Source organism: Phormidium sp. CCY1219 (genome assembly GCF_035615515.1).
Classification (GTDB): Bacteria; Cyanobacteriota; Cyanobacteriia; order Cyanobacteriales; family Laspinemataceae; genus CCY1219.
Genome location: NZ_JAJENT010000224.1, coordinates 1 through 20481 on the forward strand (window position 1 = coordinate 1; position 20481 = coordinate 20481).

Genomic DNA, 20481 nt, shown 5'->3' on the forward strand with positions numbered 1-20481 from the left:
AAAGAATAAGTCCACGAAGGTGGACTTTGCCTGTGTAGCCGCGATTTCAATCCCCCGGTTCGTAGTGACAATTTGCTTTCGCCAAATAGGGCCATAATCGCATCGCCAATGTATTTGTCGATAAAGCCATTGTTGAGCAGAATCGCCGGTTCCATACGCCGCAAATAGGAATTGATAAATTTAAAATTGTCTTGCGGGTTCATGCTTTCTGATAAGGTAGTGAAGGAGCGAATGTCGGAAAACAGCACGGACATTTCTCGTTCTACATGATTGCCCAGTTGCACATCGACGATACTATTTTTGTTGAGAAATTGCAGAAATTGTCGGGGAACAAAGCGCGAGTAGGCGGCGTTAAGCTGTAGCAAATCGTTGGTGAGTTTTAGGCGTTCGGCTTCCGCTTTTTTGCGGTCTGTGATATCCTGAAAGGCAGCGATCGCATACACCACATTCCCTTGTTCGTCAAAAATCGGCGTTCCCCAACTTTCGATGGGGATAATGCGATCGCCGCGATGAATTTCCAGATTATTTGCCATACTAGATAACCCCCGCAAAGCTTGCACGCTGGATAATCGATCCGTGGGATAGAGGCGATCGCTGTTGGTGCAGTACAGGCGATAAACTTCAGTTAATTTATCCGGCGCTACCGATTCAATGCCTTTGCCAAACATCTGCTGGGCGGCGTGATTGGCATAATACGGAGTTCCGGTGCGATCGAGCACCAAAATCCCCACCGGAACTGCTTCGAGAAACTGCATCAAGCGGCTTTCATTCTCCCGCAATTCACTATACAGTTTGGCATTTTCAATCGAAATTGCCGCTTGAGCCGACAACAAAGTGATAACCTTTCTTCGTTCTTCCGTAAATGCTCCTACGGTGAGGTTATTTTCCAAGTAAACAATACTAATTAGCTTCCCTTGATTGATTAACGGAACGCAAAAAATCGATTGAGTTTGATTTGCCGAAATATAAGGGTCTTGGTTAAACCATTGTTCCCGATACGCCTCATCGAGTACCACGGTTTCTCGGGCGCGCGCCACATAATTCACCAGGGAAACGGGCAGGTTATTTTCTAGGGGAAGCGATTGCAACACGGTAAATTCATCCGACTCTACGCTGCCCGCTGCTTCGATAAACAATTTTCCCGCTTTTTCTAAAATCAACACTCCCTTTTGTGCCCCGGCATTTTCTATCATAATTTTCATTAATTTAGCCAGGGATTTTTCTAAGATTATTTCGCCAGAAATCGCTTGAGAGGCTTTTAATACGCTGGTGACATCCAGGGCTTTTCCGCTATCAGTTGTGGTGGGCAAATGGCTGGATTGTACTTGGGAATTGCCCGCCGGATTCTGAGCGATAATTTGAAAGAGTTGCGGATAGGTTTCTTCTAAATGCTTGACTTTTGCCGTTGCGCCCCATTTTAAATAGCAATAGCGCGCTTCTTGCATATAGGTTTGGGCAATTTTGATTTTGCCTTTGGCGAGGTAAAATTTGGCGGCGAGTTCGTTGGCTAACGCTTCGTCGTTGAGGTACTGATTTTCTTTGGCAAGTTCAATGGCGCGATCGTACTGGTTCATGGCTTTAATCTCTTTGCCAACAACCCGATTTCGTTCCGCTTCCACCAGATAATATTTATGCAAAAAGTTCATCGGCGCATGATGCGCCCACTTTTTCATTTTTTTCTGGTTGTTTAGCACTTTCTGCAACATGCGCTTTTTTTCTAGTTTGGGAACGGTACTACATACTGCCAATTGCGTAAGAGCAGCGTAAAAGTAAAACATTGGGAAACCTATCAAACCTTTAATTACTTCTAAATTTGATAGCTTTTTTTAAAATCAGTTAAAGTATCAATCAGAGGGGGTTTCCAGAAATTCACGAACATTGCTCCATTAATTAAGGTTTTAGCTTGAATTTCTTTTGCAGTATTTTTGTCCGCTAATTCAACCCCCAATTTGCCCATCGTATATCCCGCCTCAATATCTCCGACAACGCCACATAAAATTACCCCATAACAAACATAGCCAAAGGCAGATTCAGCCGCATTCCCATGTTTGACCGATAAATCAATCATTTTACAAATTGAAGGCAGTAATAGTTCGGGAACGCTGACATAAGCAGCAGAAAACAAACTGACCAAGATTCGCATTGCGGCTTGATGAAATGCATCGCGCATTGGCGGTAAATTCTCTAAGGTTTCGATGCGCTTTTGGGCTAACAAAAGCTTGGTTTTTAGGAGAGTTAACCCAATCTGCAATTGCGTAGGCTTTTGAGGAAAATTGATTCCCAATAGCTTCAGCACCGATAAAGCGGTTTTCACTGCTTCTCGAGGCTGGTTTTGAGCCATGCAACCTTGAATTTTTATCTCATATATTTTGACTTTATCCAACAGGTGCTTTGCTTGCTGTAACACCCCTTGCACGTACCGCTCCATTGCTTCAAACTCGCCGCAGACATAGGCAGCTTCGGCGGCTTCTACATACAGGGAAAGGGTCAATTCGTAGTGCGTTTCCCAAGTGCGATCGCCGAACAGTTCTCTCCCTACTTGCAAGTATTTAAAAGCAGCTTCGTAGGCGGCTGACGCTTTGGCTTTTTTCCCCGCCCGCAAGTTCAATTCTGCCAGTTCTTCCCGCGCCTCTGGTGCGGAAATTAATTCTGTAGCAAAATTTAGTTGGTTGACAATCTCGAATCCGTAATAACTGGAATTATGCTGAAGTTTCAGCACCTTTTCCCTTCAATAAGGGTCAAACACCAAATCGGCGCTAAATTTATTAGCGGCGCGCGAAGTTTCAGCACCTTTTCCCTTCAATAAGGGTCAAACTCTTTACGGTGTATATTATTACCGCAAAGGTACGCACTCGTTTCAGCACCTTTTCCCTTCAATAAGGGTCAAACAAATACGAGGGCGAAGGTGTCGTCCGGGTGATTCCCTGGGTTTCAGCACCTTTTCCCTTCAATAAGGGTCAAACCCTTTTTTACGACCTTTTCCTTGACTCTTTCGACTAGTTTCAGCACCTTTTCCCTTCAATAAGGGTCAAACACCTAACCCCAAAAGAAATTCTTAACCTGCCTAACCCTTTCGGTTTCAGCACCTTTTCCCTTCAATAAGGGTCAAACTTCTTTTCAACCCCTGCACCTGCAAAAGCACAACTTGTTTCAGCACCTTTTCCCTTCAATAAGGGTCAAACGCCTTGAAAACGGCCTTATGTTTATGATTGTAAACGAAGGGTTTCAGCACCTTTTCCCTTCAATAAGGGTCAAACCTATTTTTCCCACCCATGGGAAGACGAATGGGATGAGTTTCAGCACCTTTTCCCTTCAATAAGGGTCAAACACGATACAGAAGTGGGACGTTTCCGCGGAAACTCCTAGTTTCAGCACCTTTTCCCTTCAATAAGGGTCAAACAATCTCGCAATGCGGGCACTACCCGGGCGATTACTGGAAGTTTCAGCACCTTTTCCCTTCAATAAGGGTCAAACTTTTGCGTCATATGGACGCGGGACTAGAAAGCTGCTGTTTCAGCACCTTTTCCCTTCAATAAGGGTCAAACGAGGTTGTTGCCTGGGTAGTGTACGAAGACAAAGTTGGTTTCAGCACCTTTTCCCTTCAATAAGGGTCAAACATAAAGCCCTCCTCGGCTTAGAAGGCGATGATGTTTTTGTTTCAGCACCTTTTCCCTTCAATAAGGGTCAAACATTTCAAAAATGAACGGCTAAGTTGGCCGGGCGAATGTTTCAGCACCTTTTCCCTTCAATAAGGGTCAAACTCCATGGGCAGGGAAGTTTTACTTCCTTGCTTATTGGGGGTTTCAGCACCTTTTCCCTTCAATAAGGGTCAAACGCATTGCAAAAAGAAGGTTACTCTTTCCAAATTTTTTGGGAAAGTTTCAGCACCTTTTCCCTTCAATAAGGGTCAAACCAATACCAGGGGTTCGTACCGCCATCGACGGAGGATGTTTCAGCACCTTTTCCCTTCAATAAGGGTCAAACAAATAGTCAACAACGACAATCACCAGGGGCTAGTAGTTTCAGCACCTTTTCCCTTCAATAAGGGTCAAACCAGCTGTAACCCTAACCCTCGGGTGGGTTGTTTCTCATTTGTTTCAGCACCTTTTCCCTTCAATAAGGGTCAAACATCTCCTTTGGAAACAAAGGAAATGATACATTTTATGGTTTCAGCACCTTTTCCCTTCAATAAGGGTCAAACAACAACTGATTGACCGAATAGCCCAGCAATGGGGCCTAGGTTTCAGCACCTTTTCCCTTCAATAAGGGTCAAACACCTATATCGCAAGTTATGAAGGCCAGTCTATATTCATGTTTCAGCACCTTTTCCCTTCAATAAGGGTCAAACTAGAATTTACAGGTCAAGGGGATCAAGTTGTAAAGAGTTTCAGCACCTTTTCCCTTCAATAAGGGTCAAACTATTCTGTGGCGAAAATGTCGCCTGGGTGGTCTGGGGTTTCAGCACCTTTTCCCTTCAATAAGGGTCAAACGAGGAGCGGGAGCGGATTAATTTAAACGCCCCCACAGTTTCAGCACCTTTTCCCTTCAATAAGGGTCAAACGAGAGCAATGGATAGCATAATGAAACAGTGCTACCCTGTTTCAGCACCTTTTCCCTTCAATAAGGGTCAAACTCTCGGAAAGAAAAATGACTTTCCTCAATCGTCCGTCGTTTCAGCACCTTTTCCCTTCAATAAGGGTCAAACACTTGCAAAGTCAAAAATGGATTTTCTTCGATATTTTGTTTCAGCACCTTTTCCCTTCAATAAGGGTCAAACCCCTTTTAGAAAAAGGGTATTCGTATTGGTACGACTGTTTCAGCACCTTTTCCCTTCAATAAGGGTCAAACGGTAGGAAATTTTTCAAGCTTAAGCATAGTTCTTGACTAGTTTCAGCACCTTTTCCCTTCAATAAGGGTCAAACAAATGGAGCAATGTGGTCATAATTGGTCAGATTTTCATGGATAGTTTCAGCACCTTTTCCCTTCAATAAGGGTCAAACAGTTTCGGTCTGTTTCTTTCGGAGCAAGCGGCAAGTTTCAGCACCTTTTCCCTTCAATAAGGGTCAAACGGTACGAAGAGGATAAGAGTTTAAATACCATTCTTGTTGTTTCAGCACCTTTTCCCTTCAATAAGGGTCAAACAGTTTGCACTAGTTGTTCGCTATGCATCCACATATGAATGTTTCAGCACCTTTTCCCTTCAATAAGGGTCAAACAAAATTTTCAAGAGCCCAATTTTGCGGATGATAAATCGTTTCAGCACCTTTTCCCTTCAATAAGGGTCAAACTTTATGGCGATGGGCTTCAAATCAAAATTTTGCTAGAGTTTCAGCACCTTTTCCCTTCAATAAGGGTCAAACCCTATATAGTATCCATGTCCAGCACCTCTATTACGTTTCAGCACCTTTTCCCTTCAATAAGGGTCAAACGAACATGGGTGCTATCCAGCACCCAACTAGTCTAAAGTTTCAGCACCTTTTCCCTTCAATAAGGGTCAAACTATTACAAAGGAGCCTACCACTCTAATCTACTCTTGTTTCAGCACCTTTTCCCTTCAATAAGGGTCAAACTATTACAAAGGAGGGAATAGTTCCCTCCTCCTCTTCCTGGTTTCAGCACCTTTTCCCTTCAATAAGGGTCAAACCAGTTCGATAGTTCGCCCCTGTATGGGGTGTATTAGTTTCAGCACCTTTTCCCTTCAATAAGGGTCAAACCACAGTTGCTCCGCGATCGGAGCAACAGCTCACAAGTTTCAGCACCTTTTCCCTTCAATAAGGGTCAAACACTATTGTCCACTTTGATAAGGGGCAAGGACATGTAGTTTCAGCACCTTTTCCCTTCAATAAGGGTCAAACAATTCGTAGGGGGTGAAGGTCGGGATTTATTCCTGGTTTCAGCACCTTTTCCCTTCAATAAGGGTCAAACGTTTCAGGGCGATGGCCATTTCAAAACACCCAAGAGTTTCAGCACCTTTTCCCTTCAATAAGGGTCAAACTTCCAAACGAGACTCGTCTAGAGTCTGCTTACATAGTGTTTCAGCACCTTTTCCCTTCAATAAGGGTCAAACCGTTTACACGCATAATCTCGGGATCGTATGTCGTACGTTTCAGCACCTTTTCCCTTCAATAAGGGTCAAACTGGTCTTCCAGTGGAACAAACGTGGAAAATCATGCGTTTCAGCACCTTTTCCCTTCAATAAGGGTCAAACCATTTTGACGAACCCCCCGTCAATTCATGGAATTAAGTTTCAGCACCTTTTCCCTTCAATAAGGGTCAAACAGGATATCATTCCATGGCTTTCGCCATTATTTAAAAGTTTCAGCACCTTTTCCCTTCAATAAGGGTCAAACACCGTGCTAATTGAAGTGACAGATTTTGATTTGCCCACAAGTTTCAGCACCTTTTCCCTTCAATAAGGGTCAAACTTTTTCGCGGACGGAACTCCCCGAACCCATACCACTGCGTAGTTTCAGCACCTTTTCCCTTCAATAAGGGTCAAACCGGCTATAGCAAACCAAAACCCTGCTATAGAGCAGGGGTTTCAGCACCTTTTCCCTTCAATAAGGGTCAAACGATTACAGTTGCACACGCTATTGGCATTGCGATGCTGTTTCAGCACCTTTTCCCTTCAATAAGGGTCAAACTATTGCTTTCGTTGGGCTTATTGTATGGGCCCTTGGAACTGTTTCAGCACCTTTTCCCTTCAATAAGGGTCAAACTTTTCTCCATGAGGGTGAGGGCGAGTATGCCCAGGGTTTCAGCACCTTTTCCCTTCAATAAGGGTCAAACTCTGCGTTCCTCACCGGAACCAGGAGATAGATATATGGTTTCAGCACCTTTTCCCTTCAATAAGGGTCAAACTTGAGTGGATTCTCAATGGCTTTCAGGCTCAGTATAGTTTCAGCACCTTTTCCCTTCAATAAGGGTCAAACGAGTATCAGAAATTTTTGATAACAGCCACCGTAAGGTTTCAGCACCTTTTCCCTTCAATAAGGGTCAAACTCAAAAATTTCTGATATTCGCGACCGTAAGGACCGGAGGAGTTTCAGCACCTTTTCCCTTCAATAAGGGTCAAACTGCCACCCAAGCATCCCTGAGATCCAAGAGATCCAACTAGTTTCAGCACCTTTTCCCTTCAATAAGGGTCAAACCTGTTGTCCACCACCCAGATGGGTCGGTGGTGGAACAGTTTCAGCACCTTTTCCCTTCAATAAGGGTCAAACGGGCGGTTTAACTACATTAGCTGGTGGGCTATTGTCGTTTCAGCACCTTTTCCCTTCAATAAGGGTCAAACAGTCCCCCAGTCCCACTAGGGTAGATTAGTTTCAACGTTTCAGCACCTTTTCCCTTCAATAAGGGTCAAACGCTTCGATCGACATAGCGGAGAAGAATTCCGTACCATAATGTTTCAGCACCTTTTCCCTTCAATAAGGGTCAAACACTTGTCAGAATACGAGGGGCTACGACAGTGGCTAGAGTTTCAGCACCTTTTCCCTTCAATAAGGGTCAAACTCCACCCTATGCATGGTAGGAGATAATTTTGTTTCAGCACCTTTTCCCTTCAATAAGGGTCAAACCCTCTGCGCACCAGTATGCGTAGAGTGGGTCGAGTTTCAGCACCTTTTCCCTTCAATAAGGGTCAAACTTTCATCGGCGGGCATATGGTCCGTCCGGGCAATAGTTTCAGCACCTTTTCCCTTCAATAAGGGTCAAACAAGTACCGGCTGGTTCAACCAGCAGGAGATGACCTGTTTCAGCACCTTTTCCCTTCAATAAGGGTCAAACTTCCACCAACTACTTCAAGGAAGAAGACAAGGAAGAATGTGAAATGTTTCAGCACCTTTTCCCTTCAATAAGGGTCAAACTCATCGCCTTCACGGACATGGTGAAGGAAGACAAGGAAGAAGTTTCAGCACCTTTTCCCTTCAATAAGGGTCAAACCCTTGAGTCCTGAGACTCGGGTATAGAGCCAATTCTACACCCATCGATCTGAGGGGGTCAAGGTTTTGTAGCAACAGAGTGGTCATTTTTGTCAAAAATCACGGAAAATCGTCGGCTGAAACCCAGTCCCAGAGGCTTATCTGAGGGGGGTCACGATAGAATGCGGGTTTCAGAGGTTGCCTACCCCCCTCAGATGCTTATCAATCCCAAGAAACTGATAAGACCAGCTAATAACTGACCGGGCTAGAGATTGCGATCGCGCAGGATGCGAGTTTTGGTTTCTTCGGGAACGGAAGGATCCGCTAACAGGCGATCGAGTAAGGGAGACATCTTACCTTCATTGTTAGAGATGGCAACTACTAAAGCTTGTTGATTGGCAATCGGTAATATCTTATTGTCCCTCGTCCAATCTTCGGTGATAATCGCTGACAATAACTCGGAATCGAATTTGGCTAGATGACTCAGCAAACCCGTCACTACCAGTTTATCAATTTTTCCAGCAATATCCACCGAGCGAAATAACAATCGGGTGCATTCCGTCAGTTCGGGAATCAACTGGCGTTCTTCCAGCAACACCATCTGGTTAAAAGTAATCATAGCAATATTGCCGATCGCATCTATGGTTTTCTGAGGCACATGACCCACAATCCTCCGGGTTAAGGCAAATGCAGCATTGGCAATGGGCAATTCTAGCATCCGTTCCCCAGAAGGGTGGTTCCAAATTGCCGCCGTCGTCAGTTTGTACGCCAGTTGCAAAATTTCCGGTGCAGTTTCGGTGGCGATCGCCTCAAATACAGTGACGATTTGTGCGGGACTCACCACCTTGGCATTCACCCGTTCCAAAATCGCCTGAAAGCAATTTTGTCGAACCCCAATTATCCGAGAATTGGCTAAAATAGGCAACAACGATTCAACCGCGATCGCTTGTTGTTGACGGGCTAATTCCCACAGCATCCCTGACGCATCCTTAGCAACATCTTGAGAAACATCGGCACAAGCAGCGATAATTTCCGTCACCGCTTCCGATGACCCCGCCTCAGCTTCTTGCTGGGCTAATTTTAATAACGCTATGCGACATTCTTTCGATTGACGGTTTTGTTGCAAATAAGGGACGATCGCCGGGGGAATGTACGCCAGTTTTTTGAGAATTAAGTTGATTTTTTTCGGTTTTAGGGAAGCGATCGCGCGTTGCAGCACTTCTGACAATTGGGTTTGCACCCCAGGCGATCGCACCGCCAAAGCATCCAGCGCCCCAATCCATTCTACCGGATGAGAATCAATCACCGGCTGAATCCATTCTCCCAATTTCACCGCCCATTCTTCATCCTTTGCCGTCGTTTCCCACCCTTGTTTCCCCAACTGTCTCACCATCATTGCCAAGGTAGAAATGCGATTTTCAGCAATTTGAAGGATATCCCGCTTTACCAGTGCGGATGCCACAGTGTCAGCGCCCCCGGATTGAATCGCTTCTTGCAAAGCGATCGCGCTGCTGCGGTTAAAAGATTTTGAGGCATTGGGGGGCGGTTCCTCAAACAAAGCCCGAGCGATCGCTTCCACCAATTCCGGATCCCTGGCTGCTTTTTGTCCCACAACCACTGCACAAACTCCCACCCATTCCGGTTGTAACTCCGCATCCAATACGCTAAACCAAGAATTGCCAAACGGGGAATTTCCATCGGCGATTAAATCCGGTAACAGGTGCAACAGCAAAGTCACCGCATTCTCCTTTTCCACAAAAGAATTATTCGCCGGAGGAATCTCCAAAATGGTTAGTAAAAAATCGCGCTGCACTTGAGTAGGCACTCCAGGAGTCAAGTACAAATCGATGGCGATCGCCCGCACGTGACTGCCAAATGCGCTATACTGTTGTTTGAGAATTTCTAACACCGGCAAATCCAGCGACTTCCCCGAATTGCGAACGCTGCGATAGTATTCTCCCAGGAACTTTCCCCACAGAGTATGACCCAATCGCGTATCAGTTAATGCACTGGCATCTAAGGCAGAAATGGCATCGCGAAATCGCTGACTTCCCGCCTCGGAACGAGCAATCCAACCCGCAGCCACTTCAATGGTTTTGTTAATCAATTCTTTCCCCGCATGAGAGAGCGATCGCACCACCACCTCCCACACCGGATTGCTATGTCGAATCGGGGCAGAATTGGCCGCAATTAACAACGCTTCCAGAAACGCATAATCGCCAGTTTTAGCAATGTCAAACAGTTGCAGCAGTACCGATGCCGATTCCGGTTCCGTGCGGGATACGGCAGCAAAAGCAATGGCACGAAAGGGGAGCAATTGTTGTTTATCCAGTTCGGTGCAAATCCGATAAAATTCTTCTAAAGCAACCAAGGTTAGCAACTGACGAAATATCGGCCATAAATAATGACGAATTTCCGGAGAATTGGCGCGAAACTGACGGCGGATGTGGGCTTGAGTTCGTTCGCCGGATTCGGTAGCATTTAACCAACGAGCGATCGCATATTCCAGGAACGTTTGATGGAAAAAACCGATGCGATGGTTGCCAAACTCTTTCAACACCCCATCGCTACGCAAGGCAGTGTAGGCGGCAAAATCGGTTTCGTTGCTGAGGTCAAACTGAGTTTCATAGATAAAATCGCGCAACCGTTCTTCGGAATTTTGATATAAAGTTTCGGCTAAAAATAAGCATAATTTTTCCTTACTTTTGCCAATGCGCGGAGATTGCTGTTGATGCCGGACTTTAGAAATTTTCCACGTCCAATAGATGTCGTAAAGTTGGCTGACGGTCAAATCTTCCGGGACGACTTGCGCTTCGGCAAACAGTTCGCACAACAGCGCCAACAGCAGGGGATTGCCCACAATTTCTGCTAAAGAAACGCGATCGGCAGATAGGTCTAAAATGCGGCTGGCAAAGCTGATTTGACTCTCAGGGGTGGGATATTCCGGTTTGAGAGCGGCATAAGTGCGAGCCGCTGTTGCCACTTCTTCGCGATCGAATTCAGCGATTTTGCAGCCGTCATACACGCTTTCCCGGAACCCGGCAAAACTTTCGTGATAGGGTTCAAAAAAGTCGGCATAATCGCTATCGCGACAGGTAAAGGCGACTGTGGTGCCGGATTCGAGCAGTTGGGAGAGAGTGAGACGCAATACCGGTACGAGGGGTTTAGTGAGAATAATATCTAAAGTATCGAGCAATAACACCCCGCGTCCCCGTTGTGCGGTGAGTTGTTGGGCGACGGCGACGATGGAGAGGGGGGAATCGCTGACTTTTTCCCCCACTTCTTCCGGAAAGCGATCGCTTCCTCCGATTAAATCGTCACAGCGCACTAAGGCAATCCAACCGGCATGATTCTGAGTCAGCAACTCGTCATACAGCGTGCCCAAAAGGGTACTTTTCCCATATCCTGCCGCCCCCAAAATCGGCACCACCCGCTGTTTTCCCGCAAGTCCGATCGCAATCTGACTCAAGCATTTGTCGAGCAATGCTTCCCGACGAATCGCCGGTAAAATATAGGGTTCGAGGGCTTTGCGGGTTCTCGAGGCATTGCGGGTGACGGTTTCAAGTTGAGCCGTCGCCGGTGTTGCTTTGGCAAACGCTTCTTCGATAATGCTTTCCACTGGGGGTGAATCCGGTTCGGGTTCATGACTTTCCGAAGGAATTCCAGCAATTTCCTGCCAATCGAGATCCAACGCCCGACAGATTTCTTGGAAATAGGGGCGATCGACGGGTTTGCAATTGAAAAATTTGCTCACTGTCGTCCAAGATGCGATCGCTAATTCCTTGGCGATCGCGGTTTTCGTCAAATTATGCCGTTGTAAAGCTCGTTCGGCTTTTTTGAGACCCTCTTCAGACGCAACCAGCGATCGAGGCGACATCTCAACCTCCTGTGAATATTGATTTTTTCGATTTTACTCCAAACTCATATAAAAAATCATACACTCTCCCCCCATACTCATACGCGAACTCAAATAAGCCCTTGCCACGATGGAAATGCAAGCCATTTCTTTCCTTGCTTATGGAATTTACCGACAACTTGCTGAAAGCAGCTTGGCAACAAGTGCGCCGAGGATCCCGAATGGCAGGGGTCGATCGCATTACCGTTGATGGGTTTGCTGACAATCTGGAGGCGCAGTTGCAGCAACTCCAACAGCATCTTACTCGCGAAACCTATCTCGCCAAACCCGCTTTGGGCTTTCACTTACCCAAGGCATCCGGTGGCAAACGCTTAATCGGCATACCCACCGTATCTGACCGCATCGTACAGCGATTGTTGCTGGAAGAACTCTACTGGCCCCTGGAAGACACCCTACTCGATTGTAGCTACGCCTATCGACCGGGGCGCGGTATCCAGATGGCAGTGCGGCATCTGTATTCCTACTACCAGTTTCAACCCTGTTGGGTACTCAAAGCCGATATTGCCCAATTCTTCGATAATCTTTGCTGGGCGCTGTTGCTGACTCACATTGAAGAATTGCAATTAGAACCGATTTTGTTGCAATTGCTCGAACAGCAAATCGGCGCGGGGATTGTGATTCGGGGACAGTATCGCAACTTTGGCAAAGGGGTGTTGCAGGGGGCGATTTTGTCTGGTGCTTTAGCCAACTTGTATCTCACCGAGTTTGACCGGCGATGTTTGGCACAGGGATTCAATCTGGTGCGCTACGGGGATGATTTTGCGATCGCCACCCCAGATTCCATCCAAGCACACCGCGCCTTAGAACGAGTGCGGGACTGGTTGGGCGAGTGCTATCTCACCTTGCAACTGGAAAAAACCCGCATCTACAGTCCCGAAGAAGAGTTTACCTTTCTCGGCTATCGGTTTGTCAAAGGTGAGGTCTATGCACCCCCACCACCCCCCAAACGAGACAGCAGTGAATGGGTGCTATCTGCCTCTGGCGTTCCCTCTCGGCGTCCCGCACAACGCAAGCGAGTGCGCGTTTCTCGTCCTCCCCTGGCGTGCAGTCTCAAATCGATCCACTTTCCCATTGCCCATCCGCAACATTTGTGGAGTGATACCATGACCACTTTATACATCACCGACCAAGGCGCTTATTTAAGCGTCAAAAACCAGCAATTTCAAGTGTTTTCCAATCGGGAACTGCGGGTCAAAGTTCCCGCCAATCGCGTCAGTCATATCGTCTTGTTCGGCTGTTGCAATATGTCACACGGTGCCGTTTCTTTGGCCTTGCGCCGTCGCATTCCCGTGATGTATTTATCGCAAAAGGGGCGTTATTTTGGACGATTGTACTCGGAAAGTCATGCCAAAGTCGAGTATTTGATTCAGCAAGTGCAACGCAGTTTGGATCCGGAATTTACGCGGATGCAAGCGGAGGCGATCGTCGCGGCAAAATTGCACAATTCCCGGGCATTGTTGTTGAAACTGAATCGCCGTCGCCAAACCGATGAGGCGTTCATTGCTTTGGAAATGCTTGCCAGTTGCATGAATAAACTCTCGTTAGCCGAATCGATGGATGCCTTGCGCGGGTATGAAGGAAAAGCCGCTGCTGCCTATTTTCAAGGATTGGGTTCACTATTTACCGGCCCCTTTGCCTTTAACAAACGCACCAAACGTCCCCCCACCGATCCGGTGAATAGCATGATGAGTCTCGGCTATACGTTGCTGAGTCAAAATGTGCATTCTTTTGTGAATTTAGCCGGACTGCATCCGCACTTTGGGAATTTGCACGTGCCTCGGGACAATCATCCGGCATTAGTCTCGGATTTGATGGAGGAGTTTCGCGCTCAAATTGTGGATTCTTTGGTGGCGTATTTGGTGAATTCCCAGATTTTGACTCCCGATGATTTTACCCCACCGGACGAACGCAATGGGGTTTATTTGCAACCTCATGCACTCAAGAAATATTTGAAGCATTGGGAGGATAAGTTGCTGTCGGAAATCACCCATCCTCACACGGCTTATAAAGTCAGTTTGAAACGCTGTATCGAGTTGCAAGTGCGGGAATATATTGCCTGTTTGGTAGGGGAAGTTGAGGTGTATCGTCCGATGTTGTGGAAGTTGTAAGGGGTGATGGTTGATTGTTGATGGTTGATTGTTGATGGTTGATTGTTGATGGTTGATTGTTGATGGTTGATTATTTTTATTAACCCTTCATCCTTCATCCTTCATCCTTCATCCTTAATACCCGTTTCCCGTTCTTCATGCCCAAACCCCTAACAGGAACGAGGCGATCGCTATTTTTAGCAGTCGCGAGACAACCGGGAATTACCTCAGCACAACTTTGCGCCCAGAGTTGCGCCCGAGGCGGTGAGCTTTCACGCATCAAACATCATTTGGCCGGTTTGATTGACGAAGGATTTATTGCCATCTCCTTTCGCAACAAACGCGGCAAGTCCCACTACCAGATTACGAAAAGCAAAGGCAAAAGAATGCTAAAATATTTAACGGAGGCTTAAGTTTATGTGTCATTTATCCTGAGTTGATGGTTGATTGTTGATTCTTCATCCTTCATCCTTCATCCTTCTCCCCCTGTTCCCTTCCATAACCACCGGCAAACCCGCTCTAGTTCTATTAGTCCACCTTATCATTAGAGACTGACTGATAAGCATCTGAGGGGGGTAGGGAAGTGCTGAAACCCTGATTCTGTCGTTACCCCCCTCAGATAGCCCTCTACCAGAGGGTTTCAGACCACGATTTTCCGTGATTTGAGGCGAAAATGAGACCCGTGTTGCTACAAAACCTTGACCCCCTCAGATGGATGGGTGTAGAATTGGCTCAGCGCTTGAGTTTCAAAACTCAAGGGTTCGACCCTTCTTAAAGGGAAAAGGTGCTGAAACCGCGACGCTCGCGACGCTCGCGACGCCCGTAATGTTCGACCCTTCTTAAAGGGAAAAGGTGCTGAAACACAATCGGCTACTCCGTCGCCATTACAGTCAAGGGAGTGTTCGACCCTTCTTAAAGGGAAAAGGTGCTGAAACACGGTCTTCTACTACGATTGCTGCTTCTTGAACCCCAACGTTCGACCCTTCTTAAAGGGAAAAGGTGCTGAAACACTTCCGCTGTGATAAGAACAGCAGGGTATTGCCCGGTTCGACCCTTCTTAAAGGGAAAAGGTGCTGAAACTTGGTGGAACACACCACCACACCGATAGCGACCGCGAGTTCGACCCTTCTTAAAGGGAAAAGGTGCTGAAACTCTTCCTTGAAGTTGGAACACACCACCACAGCACCGGTTCGACCCTTCTTAAAGGGAAAAGGTGCTGAAACAAATCGGCGAGCTCCGTCGTCGTTGAACAACAGTTGTTCGACCCTTCTTAAAGGGAAAAGGTGCTGAAACGGATAAGAGGCGGGGAGTATTTGGGTTACGATTCCAAGTTCGACCCTTCTTAAAGGGAAAAGGTGCTGAAACATTGGGTGCAGATTGGGGCGCAGAGCACCTTGCATTGTTCGACCCTTCTTAAAGGGAAAAGGTGCTGAAACAACCACTGGGAGACTGATCCCCCGGATGGTTGCGCAGTGGTTCGACCCTTCTTAAAGGGAAAAGGTGCTGAAACATTTCCATCGTCCGGAAACGTTGTCCGAATGATGAATCGTTCGACCCTTCTTAAAGGGAAAAGGTGCTGAAACACCACAGCCCACCACGAAATATAATTGAATCGGCCGTGTTCGACCCTTCTTAAAGGGAAAAGGTGCTGAAACCCTCCGTAGGAAAATACCGCCGACGACATCGACACGGTTCGACCCTTCTTAAAGGGAAAAGGTGCTGAAACGAAATAAGTAGCATCTACCACATTAAGGACTTGACCAGTTCGACCCTTCTTAAAGGGAAAAGGTGCTGAAACCGTCACTGTTCTTCTGAATAAACAGCACCTGGCACTTGTTCGACCCTTCTTAAAGGGAAAAGGTGCTGAAACTCTACTGTTCGGAAACTTTGTCCGAACGAAGAATCGAAGTTCGACCCTTCTTAAAGGGAAAAGGTGCTGAAACAAAACTAATCTACCCTAGGGGGACTAGTTACCCGTTCGACCCTTCTTAAAGGGAAAAGGTGCTGAAACTCATAATAAATCCGGCATAGACTTGAATTTTCCATCCGTTCGACCCTTCTTAAAGGGAAAAGGTGCTGAAACAGTCCTCCCCCTGGTATCGATAGGTGCTCGTTTTCAAAAGTTCGACCCTTCTTAAAGGGAAAAGGTGCTGAAACCGAAAATAGTCATCTGGACTGCTTCGCAACTGCTGTCGTTCGACCCTTCTTAAAGGGAAAAGGTGCTGAAACAAAAGACATTTCCCTAGGACACCGGGGAAGCCAGAAGTTCGACCCTTCTTAAAGGGAAAAGGTGCTGAAACTTGAACAACAACCCTTCCCCCCAAGTCGGAAAAAAAAGAGTTCGACCCTTCTTAAAGGGAAAAGGTGCTGAAACTAGCAACAGAACCAGAAGTTCTCCAAGCAAAACGGTTCGACCCTTCTTAAAGGGAAAAGGTGCTGAAACCACACCTCCACACATTGAATTTCTTCTTTAACACAGTGGTTCGACCCTTCTTAAAGGGAAAAGGTGCTGAAACCCAGTTTACTCGCTATCGCGAACGTAAAACCAAATGGTTCGACCCTTCTTAAAGGGAAAAGGTGCTGAAACCGTTGGTAACGATATGGACATAATGTGCATGTCCTTTGTTCGACCCTTCTTAAAGGGAAAAGGTGCTGAAACACTAGCTGGTCGATCTTGGAGCCGACCAGTAGGCATGGTTCGACCCTTCTTAAAGGGAAAAGGTGCTGAAACTACCGATTCCTATATTGATCGATACAGTAATACTGAGGTTCGACCCTTCTTAAAGGGAAAAGGTGCTGAAACTCTAAGTCTACTTCTACCCACTCGACACAAACCGGTTCGACCCTTCTTAAAGGGAAAAGGTGCTGAAACATTAACTGGTCTATCTTAGATCCCATCATGAACGAAAATAAAGGTTCGACCCTTCTTAAAGGGAAAAGGTGCTGAAACCTCTTACCTCTCAGCAAAATCGAGAACCAAAAAGCGAAATGTTCGACCCTTCTTAAAGGGAAAAGGTGCTGAAACCTAAACTTGTTTCAGCGTAACCTAGGTCAATTCGCCCTCGTTCGACCCTTCTTAAAGGGAAAAGGTGCTGAAACCGGTCGCGATTGAGTTGTCGGTGCCTTGGAAGACTAAAGTTCGACCCTTCTTAAAGGGAAAAGGTGCTGAAACTTGAAGTCCAAAAGGACATCATACCCGACTCCATCTGTTCGACCCTTCTTAAAGGGAAAAGGTGCTGAAACACTGTTCCACCCACTCGACACTGAAGTGTGTCGAGGGTGTTCGACCCTTCTTAAAGGGAAAAGGTGCTGAAACTCTTGTTCCGCTGATACCGGTACGGCAACAAGAAAAAAGTTCGACCCTTCTTAAAGGGAAAAGGTGCTGAAACACTCAACGTTCGCGCGGTCTGTATTGCTAAAATGCTTCGACCCTTCTTAAAGGGAAAAGGTGCTGAAACTTTCCACGCCACCGTCCTACGACAGTGTCGTAGACATGTTCGACCCTTCTTAAAGGGAAAAGGTGCTGAAACGCTTTTTTTTACCAGTATCGTACTGGTATGTCAAAAGTTCGACCCTTCTTAAAGGGAAAAGGTGCTGAAACGTTAAGCAAGACAGGAAAAGGGCTGTTAGAATCAAGTGTTCGACCCTTCTTAAAGGGAAAAGGTGCTGAAACGTTTCACTCCATGAGAAGTTCCAGCCGTAAAACATGGTTCGACCCTTCTTAAAGGGAAAAGGTGCTGAAACTATAGATCCAGATTCAGTTTCAGTCCTGAAACTGAAACTATGTTTGTTCGACCCTTCTTAAAGGGAAAAGGTGCTGAAACGCAGTCCTGAGACTGAAACGACGATCGTCAAACAGATAGTTCGACCCTTCTTAAAGGGAAAAGGTGCTGAAACGTGAAGAAGAGCGGCGTATTTGACGTATCCGGATCTGGTTCGACCCTTCTTAAAGGGAAAAGGTGCTGAAACAGTTATCGCCCACAACACATGTTGTGGTAAATAATTGTTCGACCCTTCTTAAAGGGAAAAGGTGCTGAAACTGGATGGTTAAATGCGGTATTGGTCCAAATTCACTAGGGGTTCGACCCTTCTTAAAGGGAAAAGGTGCTGAAACGTTGGTACAGGGTCCTTCAAATACGACTCTCACCCCATCAGTTCGACCCTTCTTAAAGGGAAAAGGTGCTGAAACGGGTCCTTCAAACAGGATCCTTACCGCATTACAACGTTCGACCCTTCTTAAAGGGAAAAGGTGCTGAAACTGGTACCATATTTGAGCACGTACATACCCATCGCTGTGTTCGACCCTTCTTAAAGGGAAAAGGTGCTGAAACCTTCGAAAAGGGGCTGAGGGAGGTCTATTTCGTGGTTCGACCCTTCTTAAAGGGAAAAGGTGCTGAAACTTTAACCCTGGGTAGCATGATTCCTTCAAGAGATTCAGTTCGACCCTTCTTAAAGGGAAAAGGTGCTGAAACGGCTGGTAGCCAAGACCAAGGCCAAAACAAGCAGTTCGACCCTTCTTAAAGGGAAAAGGTGCTGAAACTTTCCAGCAATTGCTGGGACACCGATCCTCCTCGGACAGGTGTGTTCGACCCTTCTTAAAGGGAAAAGGTGCTGAAACTTGCTAGCCCTAGCCAAATGGATCCAGGACGAATCGTTCGACCCTTCTTAAAGGGAAAAGGTGCTGAAACCTTTACTAATATTTCAAGTAACCTTGGAGTTGGAGGGGTTCGACCCTTCTTAAAGGGAAAAGGTGCTGAAACAAGGGTCCATTCGGACCCTCCGTCCATTCGATACAGAGTTCGACCCTTCTTAAAGGGAAAAGGGGCTGAAACTCAAGTAACCTAATTGGAGGGGGGAAGAGGTATTTTGGGGTTCGACCCTTATTAAAGGGAAAAGGTGCTGAAACAGGTGCCGCTCCTCTAACTCTTCGAGGAGATTAGCCTCCGCGTTCGACCCTTATTAAAGGGAAAAGGTGCTGAAACGAATAAAAGCAGTCGAGTTCGATCGCGACTGCTTTTTTAGTGTCTTTTTTCCAAATTGACCCAGCCAATATGACTGCTGCGCCAAACTCATATAAAAACTCATACACTGAGGCGCAGAAAGCATATAAGAACTCAAATACTCCCTTGCAATGCTGGAGATGTAGCGTTTAGCTGAACCTAATGCCTATTTATCTAACCCAACCCGGTTCGATTCTCAAAGCAAAGCGGCAAGTGTTTGAAGTCTGGTATCGCCAGCAATTGCAGCATCGTCTTCAAGCAAAACTCACCAGTCACATCGTGGTTTTTCAGGGCTGCGAACTCTCTGGTGAGGCAACCGCATTAGCCTTGTCTCATTCTCTGCCGGTGTTGTTTCTCGATGCAGGCGATCGCTATTTAGGACGCCTTCACCTGGAACCCGATGCCAAATATTTGCCCCAACAACTGCAACTTGCGTCGGATCCGCAGTTCCTGCAATCCACCAGCGAACGAATCGTGAGTGCCACTTTGCACAATCGTCGGGCATTGTTGCTGTCTCTCACTTCCTGCGGTTGTCCCACTGTCGAAATCGCCTGTGAAGCGATCGAACTGTTTCTCGATGAGATTCCCACCCTCCCCATCGAACAATTGCGTCGCCATTTAGCCGCCATCAATCAAGTGTACTATCCCGCCTTGCGCGAGTGGTTGTGGCTGAATGCAGGCTCAAAACCCGCAGCCGTTAACAATCTGTTACACCTCGGTCAAGCTTTATTAGAACAGGTGGGACTGGGGATGGTTTTGGAAATGGGACTGCATCCGGATATTGGCGGATTGCACCGCAGCGATGGAGACAACCTGCCATTAGTGCGAGATTTGATGCTGGAGTGGAGTGTGGTGTTAGTCGATGTCGTGACATTGCAAGTTGCCCTCTCTCACTTGGGGGATTCCAGCAATGGTAACGGCAAAACCAGTCCCGCCATTCATTTTATTACTACCTGGGAACAACAACTAGCAACTGTTGCCACTGGCAATAAAACCTATCGTCAATGTCTCTGGCATCAAATCCGGCATTACCAACGCTGTTTGTGGGGCAATACCCCATACCGTCCCGCCTTGCTGAAATGGACGCCCAAGCTGATGAGTGAAACCCCAATTCAGCCCCAAACCGTGACCAATTTAGCAGCCGTTTCCCTGGTGTAAATTTGGCAAGCGGGAGGGAGGGTTTAAACGATGGCAGCCTAACACCTAACGATAACCCGGCGTGGGATTAATCCCACGCCTAATAGCTAAAGTCGGTTAAAAACCGACTAAAAATATTCTCCTAAAACCCTTTTAGTCGGATTTATCTGAGATCTTGCACCATTCTCAGTAAGCCTTTGTCACCCGACCATCTGGCCGCCATTCGTTTAAACCCACGCCTCATAGCTAAAGCCGGTTAGAAACCGGCTGAAAACGTTACGGTAAAAGCATTTCAGTCGGTTTTAACTCAGATCTTGCACCATTCTCAATAAGCTCTGTAAACCCCACGATCCGGCGGGGAGTGCAAGTCCCCGCCTCATAGCTGAAGTCGGTTGAAAACCGACTATAAGACTTACCCCACA

At 46.7% G+C, this 20481-nt stretch carries 6 protein-coding genes and 2 CRISPR repeat arrays; of the genes, 3 read left to right on the plus strand and 3 right to left on the minus strand.

What is annotated here, in order from left to right:
* The 3 genes from LKK83_RS02015 to LKK83_RS02025 form a co-directional block, all read right to left on the minus strand.
* A partial coding sequence (locus LKK83_RS02015; protein ID WP_324629106.1) for a GAF domain-containing protein occupies window positions 1–1673 on the minus strand: 1673 nt, incomplete at its 3' end.
* A 134-nt stretch (window positions 1674–1807) separates the two neighbouring features.
* Window positions 1808–2602 carry a hypothetical protein gene (locus LKK83_RS02020; RefSeq protein WP_324629107.1) on the minus strand — a complete coding sequence of 265 codons (795 nt, stop codon included), beginning with the start codon at window positions 2600–2602 and terminating at the stop codon, window positions 1808–1810.
* Between the two features lie 107 nt (window positions 2603–2709).
* Window positions 2710–7941: a CRISPR direct-repeat array (repeat unit 35 nt; unit sequence GTTTCAGCACCTTTTCCCTTCAATAAGGGTCAAAC).
* A 243-nt stretch (window positions 7942–8184) separates the two neighbouring features.
* A complete protein-coding gene (locus tag LKK83_RS02025; RefSeq protein WP_324629108.1) occupies window positions 8185–11796 on the minus strand; it encodes a hypothetical protein in 3612 nt (1203 codons plus the stop codon).
* A 140-nt stretch (window positions 11797–11936) separates the two neighbouring features.
* Here LKK83_RS02025 and cas1 (LKK83_RS02030) point away from each other — a divergent pair, with 140 nt between their 5' ends.
* The 3 genes from cas1 (LKK83_RS02030) (at window position 11937) to cas1 (LKK83_RS02040) (ending at window position 20080) form a co-directional block, all read left to right on the plus strand.
* Window positions 11937–13943 carry a CRISPR-associated endonuclease Cas1 gene (cas1, locus tag LKK83_RS02030; protein ID WP_324629109.1) on the plus strand — a complete coding sequence of 669 codons (2007 nt, stop codon included), beginning with the start codon at window positions 11937–11939 and terminating at the stop codon, window positions 13941–13943.
* 137 nt (window positions 13944–14080) lie between these two features.
* The gene (locus LKK83_RS02035) at window positions 14081–14335 is read left to right on the plus strand and encodes a hypothetical protein (protein ID WP_324629111.1); all 255 of its coding nucleotides are present in this window, start codon (window positions 14081–14083) and stop codon (window positions 14333–14335) included.
* Window positions 14336–14681: 346 nt separating this feature from the next.
* A CRISPR array of direct repeats spans window positions 14682–18904; the repeat unit is 35 nt; unit sequence GTTCGACCCTTCTTAAAGGGAAAAGGTGCTGAAAC.
* Window positions 18905–19084: 180 nt separating this feature from the next.
* The gene (gene cas1, locus LKK83_RS02040; RefSeq protein ID WP_324629112.1) at window positions 19085–20080 is read left to right on the plus strand and encodes a CRISPR-associated endonuclease Cas1; all 996 of its coding nucleotides are present in this window, start codon (window positions 19085–19087) and stop codon (window positions 20078–20080) included.
* Window positions 20081–20481 lie beyond the last annotated feature (401 nt).

Coding starts and splice junctions, on each gene's coding strand:
- LKK83_RS02025 (WP_324629108.1), bottom strand. CDS start 11,796: ATGTCGCCTCGATCGCTGGTTGCGTCTGAAGAGGGTCTCAAAAAAGCC.
- LKK83_RS02035 (WP_324629111.1), top strand. CDS start 14,081: ATGCCCAAACCCCTAACAGGAACGAGGCGATCGCTATTTTTAGCAGTC.
- cas1 (WP_324629109.1), top strand. CDS start 11,937: ATGGAATTTACCGACAACTTGCTGAAAGCAGCTTGGCAACAAGTGCGC.
- cas1 (WP_324629112.1), top strand. CDS start 19,085: ATGCCTATTTATCTAACCCAACCCGGTTCGATTCTCAAAGCAAAGCGG.